2 protein-coding genes and 1 other RNA gene are annotated in these 12,481 nt (G+C 68.9%); all 3 read right to left on the reverse strand.

Features of this window, described 5'->3' with window-relative positions; all coding sequences use genetic code 11:
- Window positions 1–9: 9 nt before the first annotated feature.
- The gene (locus IM787_RS20315) at window positions 10–10,083 is read right to left on the reverse strand and encodes a hemagglutinin repeat-containing protein (RefSeq protein ID WP_193678547.1); all 10,074 of its coding nucleotides are present in this window, start codon (window positions 10,081–10,083) and stop codon (window positions 10–12) included.
- 37 nt (window positions 10,084–10,120) lie between these two features.
- Window positions 10,121–11,866, reverse strand: a complete 1,746-nt coding sequence (locus IM787_RS20320) for a ShlB/FhaC/HecB family hemolysin secretion/activation protein (RefSeq protein ID WP_193678548.1) — start codon at window positions 11,864–11,866, stop codon at window positions 10,121–10,123.
- A 233-nt stretch (window positions 11,867–12,099) separates the two neighbouring features.
- Window positions 12,100–12,473: a transfer-messenger RNA gene (gene ssrA, locus IM787_RS20325) on the reverse strand.
- Between the last annotated feature and the right edge of the window lie 8 nt (window positions 12,474–12,481).

Raw genomic sequence — 12,481 nt, forward strand, 5'->3', positions numbered from 1 at the left:
TCGGCCCGGCTATCGCTCCATCATCCCGCTCAGTTCCCGCACCTTGGCCGCGCCCAGCCCCATGCCGGCCATCTGCGCCTGCGCCTTCTCGCGGCCCTTGCCCATCGTCTCCGCGTAGACCTGCTCCGCGGTCTTGCCGGAGGGCACCGCGACGCCGAGGCCCTGGAGGATCTCCGCCTTCTGCGACGGCGTCGGCTGCAAGGCTGCCGCCGCGGCATCCAGGTGCGCGCGGAACTGCCGCGTCACTTCCGCGGACGGCAGGTGGGCGGGCAGCTCGATGCCTTCCCTGTCCAGGATGCGGCGCTGGTCGGCCACGGTCAGCACGCCCAGCGGCTTGCCCGTTTCGGCCTGCGTGTACGCCTTCAGCATCGCGTCGCGCGCTTCCTCGCGCATCGCATCCACCGCGGCGGCGATCGCCGTGGCGGCCTGCACCGCCGGATCCTGCAGCAGCCGCAGCGCGACCACTTGGTCCTGCGCCTGGAACTGCTTCGCCAGCGGCAGCAGGCTGCGCAGGGTGGCCTGCTTCTCCTCCTCGTCCTGCACGGGCGGGGGCGCGGTGCTCACGTCGATGCCGAAGGCCGTGACCACTTCCTTCCAGCGCCGCACCTTGTTGCCGTAGTACTTGGCCTTGACGGAGAAGGCATAGGGGTTCTTCACCCGCGCCCCTTCCTTCTCGGCCTTGGCCGCCAGCGCGTCCGCCGCCGCCTTCTCCTCGGGCGTCATCAGCCTGGCGAGTTCCGTCTTGGCTTCGTCGCGCTTGGCCTGGGCGGCCTTCTGCGCGGCCAGGAAGGTCTTCTCGCTTTCGGCCTTCTTCTGCTGCTTCTCGCGCGCCGTCAGCGCGGTGTCGGCATCGATGTCCGCATCGCGCCGGGTGCGCTCCGCGGTCGCCAGCTGCTCGTCGCGGCGGGCCTCGATGTCCTTCTTCTGCGCGGTGAAGGTGCTGTCCGCCTTGGCCTTCGCGTCCGTGTGCTGCTGCGCGATCTCCGTCAGGCGCGCGGCCTTTTCGGTGGCCGGCAGCTTGTTGGCCGCCTCCGTTTCGCGCTGCTTGGCCAGGTCGGCGGCGGCCTTCGCGCGTTCCGAATCGGCCTGGGCCACCTTCTCGTCGCGATCGGCCGCCGCCTTGGCCACATCGGCATCGTGCCGGGCCTGCAGGTCGTTCTTGCGCAGCGCCGCTTCCTTCTCGATGCGGGCTCGCTCGCTCTTCTTGTTCTCTTCCGGCAGCGTCGTGCTGATGTTCGCGAGCTCGCGGTCCTTGCGGTCCTCCGAGGCCTTCTCCCTCGTGGACTTCGTCTTCTCGAGGGCGTCGGCGGCGTCCTGGTAGGCCTTGGCAGCCTGCGCCTCGGCCACGCGCTGGTCGCGTTCCACCTTCGCGTCCTCCACTGCCTGCTTCTTCGCCTCGGCGGCGGCCGCGACCTGCTCGTCGCGCACCTTTTCGCGGTCCTTCTTCAGCGCGTCGTACTTGTCGGCGATCTTCTTCTTCGCGGCATCCTTGTCGGCGGCCGGGAGCTTCGGATCGATGGCGGCTTCCTCCGCCTTGCGGGCTTCGTCGTCGCGCGCCGCCTTCGTGGCCTCCTGCTTCTTCGCGTGGTCGGCGGCGACCGTTTCGAGGTCGCGCGCCTGCTCCTCCGCGTTGGCCTTCAGCTTGTCGGCCTTGTCCTGGGCGGACAGGCTGTCGTCGGCCTGGACGGCCTCGTCCTTCTTCGCCCTCGCCTCGGCCTTCTCGGCCAGCGCCTTGCGGCGCGCCTCGTCGAGGTCGGCCAGTTCCTTGCGCACCTTGGCTTCCTTGCCGGCCTGGGCAAGCCTGTCGTCGCGCTGCTGGTCCAGGTCGCGCTCCATCTTCTGGCGGGCCGCCTTCACGTCCGCGTCCGCGGCCTGGTCCTTGTCGGCCTGCTCCACGCCCTTGTCGTGCTCGGCGTCGAGCTTGCCCTTCTCGGCGGCATGCGCTTCCTTGGCCTTCGTCTCGGCCGCGGCGAAGTCCTGCTCCGCCTTCTTGCGGGCGGCGGCCTTGTCCTTCGCCGTCATCTTGGTGTCCTTGGCGATCCGGGCCAGCTCGGCGTCGCGCTTTTTCCGCGCGTCGCCCACCGCGTCATCGCGCTTCTTGTCCTGGTCCTTCAGGGCGTCGTCGCGCTTCTTGTCCAGGTCCGCGACCTTCTCGTTGCGTGCCTTGTCGGCCTTGGCCAGCGCATCCTTCACGTCCTGCGTCGGCTGCAGGCCCAGGCGGTCGCGTTCGGCCTTCGCCAGGGTCTCCTGCCTCGCCTGCTCCGCATCGGCCCTGGCCTTCTCCCGGGCGGTCACGGCCTCCTGCAGCTTGTCGGCTTCGGCCTTGGCGCTGGCCTCCCTGGCGTCCTCGAGCTCCTTGCGGGCTTCGGCCACCTTCTCCTGCGCCTTCTTCGCGTTCTCGGCCTTCTTGTCCGCTTTCTGCGCATCGGTCAGGCCGGCCTGCTTGTCGATGTCCGCATCGTCCTTCTTCTGCTGCTCCAGGACCTTGTCGACCTTCGCCTTGGAGGCTTCCTGCGCGGTCTTGTCCGCTTCCAGGCGCGCCTTCCTGGCGTCGTTGTCGGCCTTGGCCTTGTCGGCGTCCGCCTTGAGTTCCACCACACGGGCAGCCTTCTCGGCATTCACCTCGCCCTTGCGGTCGATCTGCTTCTGCCTGGCGTCGATCTCCTTGGCTTCGTCGGCGGTCTTCGTGGCCAGCGCCACCTGCACCTTGGCGTTGTCGTCGGCGTGCCGCCCCTGCGATTCGGCCGCCTTGGTCTCGGCGGCTTCCTTGCGGCCCAGGGTCTTGTCGGCGTACTGGTTGCGCGCATCGAGCGCCGCGACGGCGTTCTGCTGCTTGGTCGCGTCGGCCGTCTCGGCATTGGCCTGCTTCTTGGCCTCGAACTCCGACTGGATCTTCGCCTTGGCGGCGTCCTGCGCCGGGGCGCCGGCGGTCTTGTCGATCGCCTTCAGCGCCTTGTCGCGCTCGGCCGCCGCCCGATCGTCGGCCTTCTGCTGGTCGTAGCTCGCCTTCTGGTCCTTCTTCGACTGGTCGGAAGAGATCCGCCTCTCGGCTTCCGTCGCCTTGCGGTCGGCGTAGGCGACGTTGTTCTGGCGCTTGTTCTCGGTGGCCTCGTCCTTGGTCTGCAGGCCGAGCCTGGCCTTGGTGTCTTCCGTCTTGTTCTGCAGCGCCGTGCCGACCTTGCTGTCCTTCGCCTTCTGGACGGTGTCGGTCACTTCCTTGCGCGCCTTCTTGCTGGGCACGATCACGCCCACGCTCACGCTGGTGTTCGACTTGGTCGATTCGTTCACGTCCTGGCGCTGCTCCACGGTCACGGCGGCGCCGTGCGTGTCGAGCGTGCCGGCCTTGATCACGCTGTCCACGCCGGTCACGCCGGTGCCCTTCACGTCGATGCCGCCGGCGGCCTTCACGTCGGCTTTCCCGCCGACCTTGATGGACGCGTTCTGGTTCGTCACCTGGTTGGTGTTCTCGGACGCGCTCTCCACCTTCACGCTACCCTGGCCGTTCTGCGACTTCACGTCGGCCTTGAGGCCGACCTCCGCCGAGTCGTTGTTGATGCGCACGGTGCGCGTGCTCACGGCCGACTCCACCACCAGCTTGCCCTTGCCGGCGTCGATGCTGGCATCCTGCTTGACGTCCACCGCCGTGCCTTCCAGGCGGATGCCGTCCCCCGCCTTGATGGTCAGGTTGGACGCGGTCAGGGTGCCGCCGCGCTTGGTGGAACTGCTCTCGGATTCGTCGGTGACGCTGGCGCCGACCTTGGCGCCGCCGCCCTTCGCGCCCGCCTCCAGGTCGACCTGTGCCGACTTGCCCTGCGCGGTCCGCGTGTAGGTGTCTTCCACCGCCTTGAAATCGACCTTGCCCTGCGTCTCGATGGAAGCGTTGTCCCGGGCGGCGATGTTGGTGCCTTCCAGGGTGATGTCGCCCTTGGACTTCAGCACCACGTTGCCGGCGCTGATGGAGCCCGCCACGCCGGTGGACGAATTCTCGCGCGTGGACATCGTGCCGCCGCCCCCGCCGATGCTGCCCTCCTTGCCGGAGACGTTGGCGGAGAAGCTGGCGTTGGCGCTCTCGGAGTCGCTCGACGCGCTGGTCGTGTTGCGCGCGGCCTGGAAATCGATCTTGCCTTCCTTGGCTTCGATCGAGGCCGTGCCGCCCGCGGCCAGGTTGGTGCCGACCAGCGTCACGTCCTTCTTGGCCTCGATCGTCAGGTCCGTGCCGGCCTTGAACGACGCGGCGGTCTGGCGCGTGGACGAGGACGCATCCGTTTCCTTGCTGCCGGAGCCGGAGCCGGAGATGGTGCCGTCCATGCTGACGCCGATGGTCACGTCGGCCTTGGTCGTGGTCTTGCTGGCCTGGTCGCTGCTTTCGGCGGCCAGGATGTTGACGCTGCCCTTGGCCGCCGTCACCTCGATCGCCTTGGCCGCTTCCACGTTCGTCCCGGCGAAGGTGGCGTCGCCCTCGCGCGCCGTGAAGGTGACGTTGCCCCCGGAGGTGAAGCTGGAGGTCCTGGCCTCGCTGCCGCTGGCGGTCGAAGTCGTCTTGGTGGTCGAGATCTTCAGTTCGGCCTTGACCGAGCCGGCGTCCGGCACCGACAAGCCGTTGATGCTCTCGCTGGCCGCGGCCATGTCGAAGTCGGCCTTGCCCTTGTCGTTCATGAAGCTGCCGACCACGCCGCCCAGGCCGGTCTCCGCCGTGATGCCGAGGCTGACGTCGACCGACAGCGAATCGCCGGTTTCGGTGTAGGTGTCCTTGGCCGCGCGGCTCTGGATGCTGGCGGCTTCCACCTTGATGTCGCCGCCCGCGGCGACCTGCGTGCCCTGCTCCGTGAAGTCGCCGCCGGCCTTGAGGGTCATGTTGCCGCCGGAACTCAGGCCCGACACCTGCGCGGTGGTCTGGGTCGCGCTGCCGTTCGATTCCTTGTGTTCGACCCCCAGCTTGGCGCCCGCTCCGTCGATCGACGCTTCCGCGCCGACGTACAGGGACGTCGACTTGCTGGTCTTGGTGACGGTGGTGCTGTCGTCGGCGGCCAGCACGTTGATGTCCCCGCCGGCGACGAGCTTCAGGTCGCCGCCGGTGGCGATGTTCGAGCCCGTGATGTTCACGTCGCCCTTGATCGCGCCTTCGCCGGCGTTCAGGTTGCCGCCCACGCTGATGCCCGAGCGCAGGTGCGTGGTGGAGTCGATGCGGGTCGTCTCTTCCGAGCTGTTGTACAGCGTGCCCTTGGCGGACGCCTTGCTCTGCGTGGCGTTGTCGCCCGCGTCGGCCTTCGCCTCGCCGCCGAAGAAGGAGCTCGACTTCTTCTCCGAGGTGATGGTGGTGGATTCCTGGAACGTGGTGACGTTCAGGTTGCCGCCGATGCCCTCCACGTTCAGGTCCTTGCCCACCGCGATCTCGGAGCCGACCACGTTGGTGTCGCCGCCCGACTTGATCGTCAGGCTGCCACCGAAGTTGACCGTGCTGGCCTTGCCCGTGGTGCGGTCGATGGTGGTCTTCTCGCTGCTGCTGGTGTTCCAGCTGTCGGTCTGGGTGTCCTGCCTGGAGCTCGACGTCTCGGCCTGGGCCGTGATGGTGAGGGTGCGGCCAGCATCCAGCCGGCCATCGCCGGTCACGTCGACGGAACTGCCTTCGATCTTGATGTCGCGCTTGGCGCTGGCGTCGAGGTTGCCGCCGACCGTCAGGCCGGAGCCCTGCACCTGCGTGCGCTGCGTGCTGCTGCGCTCGGTCGTATCGTAGCCACCCTGGCTGGTGTTCGTCACCGACGATTCCAGGCTCTTGCGCTCGATGCCGGTGAAGGTGATGTCACGGCCGGCCTCCAGCTTCGCATCGCCGCCCGCGGCGACCTGGCCGCCCTTCGAGGTGATGTCCTGCGCCGCCTTGATCTGCAGGTTGCCGGTGGATTCGATGGTGGCCGTCTGGCCGACGACCGTGGTGAGCCCCTGCCCGTGCGCGCCGCGCACGACCTCGTCGCGCGTCAAGGTCTCGTTCACGACAGAACCGGTGCGCGACTCCAGGGCCACGTTGCCCCCGCGCAGGGTGCCGCTCTGGTTGAGGATGTCGCCGGTGGCCGCGATGCTCAGGCCGTTGGCGGCGACCAGCGTGCCCATGCGGTTGGTGAAGGTGGTGCCCGCGTCGATCGTGATGTTGTTGGAAGCGACGAAAGCACCGGTGTTGGTGATGGCGCCTTCGGTCTTGATGTTGATGTTGGAGGCAACGAAGCGGGCGCCGTCCGCGAGCTTCGCCTTGGTGGCGTCCGACAGGTACAGCTGCGGCACCAGCACCTTCTTGCCGTTCACCACCGTCTCGACCATCCAGACGATGTCCTTTTTCAGGTTGGCCAGCTGCTCCGCGGTGAGCGCCACGCCGACGCGCAGCTTGAGGTCGCCGCTGACCGAGGCGGCGTTCGCCATCAGCAGCTTGAACTGGTCGTTCTCGCTGGCCAGGCCGTCGGCGATGAACAGCTGGCCGGCGGCGGCCAGCAACTGCTGGCGCAGCAGCTGCTGCTCGAAGTACGGGTCGCCGACGCGCATGTACTTGGTCGGGTCGAGGCCGAGGCTCTTGAGCAGCAGGTCCGAGCCGTACAGGCCTTCCAGGCTCATGAGCCTCGGATTGGTCTCGAAGAGGTAGGGCGACGACGGGCTGGCCGCCGGCACGAAGAAGGGGCTGCTGCCCAGGGTGGCGATGCCCCCAAGAGTGGCGGTGCCGAGCGGCTGGGCGCCGACGGCGCCGGGCGTCATGGGCGACCCGGCGGCCGGGGTGGAAGGCGGCGTCGGGCTCGGGATCGGTGCGGAATTGGGTTTCCGGTCGCCCGTGCTGTTGTTCACCACGTCGGTGATGTGGATGTTGATGGCGCCGACCGCCTGCACCGTCGACGCGATGCCCTGCTTGTAGTAGAAGGGGTCGGTCGCCAGCGAGATGTTGTCGAACCGCTTCTTGTGCCACAGCGCGTCGTCGGGGCCCGGGCCGTCCACGTAGCCGTAGAAGCACCGGTCGCCGTCGCAATTGACGCCGGGGTTGCTCTCGACGCCCCCGTCCTCGTAGCTGACCACGTACGCGCTCTCGCGGTAGCGCAGCTTCTCCGCCTTGTTCTCGAAGGTCGCGCCCGGCGCGCCGTTCACGTTGACGTCGCGGCCCGCGGACATCAGGCTGATGTAGTTGAGCGCCTGGTTCTCGATGTACAGCGTCAGGTCGCGCCCGGCGATCAGCTTGGCGCGCGGCGCGAGGTTGGGGCCGCCCGTGAATTGCTCTTCGTACATGTCGACGCCCGCCGTGCAGCGGTGGCCGATGCGTCCCTCGTCGAAGTGGTCCGCGAAGGTGCCGCAGTTGCTGTACACCTCCACCATGGCGCCGAGGCCGTCGAGGTTGCCGTCGTACTCGAAGGAGCCGGACGAGCGGCGGCCGACGTGGACCTCCTGCTTCACGGGGGCACTGTCGGTGGTGGTGTTCTCCAGGAAGCTGGCGTTGACCTGGATGTCGCCGGTCCGCGCCTCGATGTCGGAGTCGACGTTCCGTACCGTCACCGCCTGCGCCGAGCCGAGCAGCGTGGTGCTGTCGGGAGCCCCCAGCAGCATGTTGCCGAGGTTGCTGAAGGTGTAGGCGCGCATGCCCACCCACGACTGGTTGATGTACTGGCGCGAGACGAATGCGGTGAGGTTCTGGCCGCTGAACAGCAGGCCGCCGGAGTTGGTGACCGACTGCGTGGCGGCGTCGCCGCTGCGCGAATCGATCAGCAGGGAGCCGTCGCGCGAGACGATGCTCGCGACCTTGCCGGTGGCCGACGTGTTGGCGAGCGTGTGGTTGTCGGTGATCGACAGGTCGCCGACCGCATAGATGTCGGCCGCCGCCGCGGCGGTGGACATGTTGGCGAGCGAGCGCACCTGCAGGCCCATCGTGCCGCCGGACTCGATCACCCTGCGGTTGGTGAGGATGCTGGCTCCAGCCAGCAGCGCGGACGCGCCGTACAGGCGGCCGTCGTTGGTGATGGTGTCGAAGTAGACGCCCAGCTGCGCCCCGGCGATCGTGCCGGTGTTGGCCAGCGAAGCGCCGCGGGTGCCGTTCTGGTTGAGGGCCAGGACTCCGTCGGAGGCGACGGTGCCCGCATTGGTGAGGCTGGACACGACGAGCGTCGCCGCGTCGTCGCCGAAGAGGCGCCCGCTGCCGGCGTTGTCCACCGAGGCGTAGGTGACCGACAGCGTGCGTCCCTCCACGGTGCCGCTGTTGGCCAGCGTGCCGCCGGGGCCGGCCTGCTGCAGCGTGAGGCTGCCCGGGGTGGCGATGGAGGCCCCGGTATGGTTCGTCAAGGTGTCCGCCGTGATCGCCAGGCTGTCCTGCCCGTACAGCTGGCCGCTGTTGGCCACCGCGTCGAGCTGGACGGAAAGCACGCGGGCCTTGACCTCGGCACCGGCCTCGTTGGTGAGGCTGGTGGAAGCCGCGCCATGGCCCTGCACGTCCAGCGTGCCGTTGGCCAGGATCGCGCCACCCGTCTGGTTGGTGAGGGCGTTCGTGCGCAGGGCCAGGCCGCCGAGGCTGGCGAGATCGCCGGCGTTGGTGATCGTGCCCGCCGTGATCGCGGTCGAAGCGCCCTGCACCAGGCCGGTGGCGCGGTTGGTCACCGTGCCCGCCTCGACGGTCAGGGCGGCGTCGCTGGCGACCAGGCCGGCGTTGTCCACGCTGTCCGCTGTCACGGTCACGTCCGAGCCGCCGCGGATGCCCTGCGTCCCGTTGTCGTTGCTGGCCGCGTCGACGCTCAGGCTGGCGGCGGCGACCTCGACGGTGTTCCCGCCGAACAGGGCAGAGTCCTGCAGCGTGACGCCTTGGGTGGCGGTCACACGGGTGCGGCCCAGGCCGCTGCCGTCCGCGTCGGTGCCGTCCGCCTCGCCCATGACCCTGGCGCCGGCCTGCAGTGCCACGCTGTCGGCAGCTGCCGTGAGATGGCGCTTGGCCTGCACCGTGCTGCCCTGCACCGTCCAGGCGCCGGTCGCCTGCACCGTGAGGTCGCGGCCGGCGTCGCGCACACCCTGCGCGTCGGTGAGGGTCGTGCTCTCGATGCGCAGGTCCCGGCCAGCGCCCGTGCGGCCGCCGGCCAGCGTGGTCGCGCCGGCGCTCTGCAGCGTCGTGTCGTTGCCGGCATAGACGGTGGCCGCGTCCAGCTCCACCTGCGCGGCCTTCAGCGTGACATCGCGCACCGCGGTGGCCGCATTGCCCTTGAAGGTGATCTTGCCGTTCACGTCCATGGACACGTCGCTCACCGACGCAGCCACCGTGCCCATCGCGCGCACGCCCACGCCCGCCTCGGTGCCACGCAGCCAGATGCGGCCGGCGTACATGCCGCCCAGCTCCGACGAGTCCAGCGCAAAGGCCGGCGCCGGCTCGCCCGCCGCGGTCGCGAGCGGCGTCGCGGCGAGCGTCGCGTAGTCGACCTGGTTGCGGCCCAGGACGAAGGAGAGGTCGTTCGCGTTGACACGGCCGTTGAGCACCGTGGCGCGCGTGATGATGTCGAAGAAGTCGACGCCGGTGGCGTTCAGGCCGCCGGGGCCGACCAGCAGGTCGCCGCCGTTCACGGTGAAGCCGCTGATCGCGCCGTTGGACAGCACCGGCGCGCCGGTGGCCAGCGTCGCGCGCGGGAAGTTGATGAAGCCGCAGCCGTCGCAGGTGATGCCGTTCGGGTTGGCCAGGATGTACGCCGCCCGTCCCCCCAGCAGTTCCTGCGTGCCCTTCAGGATCGAGCGGTTGCCGCTGGTCACCTCGTTCAGGATCAGCCGGGCCTCGCCTCCGGCCAGGTGCGGGTTCGCCACCACGGCGCCGCCGATGTTCGAGATCGCGTTGATGCTCGAGTTGTTGATCACCAGCCCCTTGGGGTCGACGTTGAAGGTGGTGAACTTGTTGTGCGAGAGGCCGCCGGCGTTCGGCGCGGCGATGTTCTGCACCGCCGTCCCGTTGAGGGACTGCGTGAGCGCGGAGCGGTTCGCCGCGGCGGCGGCAGGGTCGACCACCTGCTGCGCGTGGCTGACGTGGATGACGGGGATCATCCCGAGGCAGGCCCCGGTGAAAGCGCCCTTGAGGGTGGCCTTGGCGATGACTTTCATGACACGACTCCTTGCGCCCCGCGGGCGCGCCTGATCTTCAGAATCCGAGGGTCACGCGCGCGTACAGCGCGTGGTTTTCGACGTTGCCGCGCTGCTTCAGCACGGACGGGGTGTGCACGGGTGCGCCGTAGCCGACGTCGAAGCCGAGGCGGCCGCCGACGCCGCGCAGGCCGAGCACCATGCCGGCCAGCGTGCCGCCGGCCTGGCCGGCGCGGCCGGAGATGTGGCCGACGTCCACGCCGAGGTACGGCTGCAGCCGGCCGAACCAGCGCGCCACGCCCGCATCCTGCGACGCGGGGAGCAGCACGCTGAGGTCGTTGCGCCAGTACACGCCGCGGTCGCCGGACAGGGAGCTGCCGTCGAAGCCGCGCACCGTGTAGAGGCCGCCGACCGAGATCTGCTCCGAGCCGTAGAGGTAATCGCGGCTGGTCTGGCCCTGCAGCGTGCTGGACCAGTTGGCATCGAGGTCCGCCACCTTGAACGGGCGGCCATACGAGACCGAGCCCTGGAAGCGCAGCCAGCGGGTGGTGGGGATCGTCCCGGTGCCGGCGCCGGGCAGTTCCTCGACGCCGAACAGCGACAGGCCCTTGGAGACGCCGCCGTCGATGGTCCAGAAACCGCCGCCCGCGAAGAAGACCGAGGTCAGGCCGACCTGCACGTCGGTCAGCTTCGGGCTGCCGGTGGTCAGCAGCGAGCCTTCGATGTAGTTGCGCGAATCCTTGTGGGTGAGGCCGACGTTCAGCGTGAGCTTGCTGGTCTGCCCGCGCAGCAGGACACGCTGCACGCCCAGGTTGTAGGTGTCCGTCTCGCCGGTGCTGTTGAAGCGCTGCGTCGCGGACGCCACCACGCTGTTGTACCGGCTGTTGCTGGCCGAGGCGAGGAAGTTCCAGTAGCCGTACGGGAAGTTCACGCTCAGGAGCGAGCTTTCGGAAAGCCGCGAGCCGGGGTGCGCATCGGTGTTGCGCGAGAGCGAGACGAACCAGGCGTCGTTGAGTCCCAGCGGGTTGTCGAGGCTGAGGGTGCCGGTCGCGCGGATGTCGCCGGTCGAAGGCGAGCCGTAGTTGTCGAAGGTGAGGCTGCCGCTCACCCACGAGCCCGGCTGGTTGGTGATGACGATGTTCGTCAGCCCCGGGTCGGTGCTGGGCTGCAGCTCCATCGCCGCGTTGTTGGATCGCAGGCGGTTGATCTGGTCCAGCCCCTGCTCGATGTCGCGGATGTTCAGGACGCGCCCGCGCAGGCCGGGAAAGGCGGAGGCGAGGTGCACGCGCGACGCCGGGTCCTCGAGGCGCAGTTCACCGACCTTGCCTTCGAGCACCAGCAGCCGCAGCGTGCCCTGGCCCAGGTCCTGCTGCGGGATGTAGACCCGCGTCGTGACCAGGCCGAGCTCGATGTAGCGGTTGGTGATCAGCCGCATCAGCTCGCCGATCTCCTTCAGGCCCACGCACTGGCCGATGAAGGGGGCGGTGAGCTGTGCCTGCTCCTGCGCGCCGAGGCGGTCGGCGCCTTCCAGGCGGATCGCGTTCACGACCGAACACGGGCCGGGCACGGTGCCGTCGGTGCCGGAAGGCGCGAGCCCCGGGTCGACGCCGCCCGGCGGCCGGCGCGCGGGGTCCTGCCGCCGCAGTTGCTCCTGCAGTCGCTGCTGTTCCTGCTGCTGGATGCTTTCCTGCTGCCGCTGGATGTCCTGCAGTTGCTGCGGCGAGGGCTGTGCCCTGGCGGCGGGCGCGCAAGCCATGGCCGCGACGAGCGCAAGCGCGCTCCATGCACCCCCCAACGGGTGCATCCCCTTCTCCAACCCCATGTTCTGGTCCCCAGGATTCGTTGCGCGCGATCATAGGCAAGCGTGGCGCGCGCGTCTGTCACCCGTAGTGATGACGGTCCGACCGCCCGTCGACGATCGCCGCCGCTGGAATCCGCGCGCCTTGACAGGGGGTCGCCGGCCCCGCCTTCGAACGCTCCGGCCACGAGGGCAGATGAAAAAAGGCCGTCCGGTGGGGACCGGACGGCCTTCATGTTTGGTGGAGCTGGCGGGAATTGAACCCGCGTCCGCAAGCCTTCAACGAACAGTTCTACATGCTTAGCGATCTGTTTTGTTTCTCGCCGCCCCCGTCGCGCAGTCGCACGCTACGGAAGCCGCCAGCACCCTATTTTCTCGCCCCGCACCAAGGTACCCGATGCGGAGCCAGCCAATGTAGATTACCTTGCAGTCAGGACCTTACGACCCTGGCCCGGCCCATCGGCCAACCGTTGCAAGGCTCACGCGCGATTAAGCGGCGAGGGCGAAACGTTCGTCGTTCGCAGTTGGTTTGTTTCAGCTGGATTAACGAGGGAACTGAGCCTCGACATGCCCTGCTGCGTCTCCGAACCCACGTCGAAACCGGTGCAGCCCCAGGAAGAC

Source organism: Ramlibacter pallidus, from assembly GCF_015070875.1.
Lineage (GTDB): Bacteria > Pseudomonadota > Gammaproteobacteria > Burkholderiales > Burkholderiaceae_C > Ramlibacter > Ramlibacter pallidus.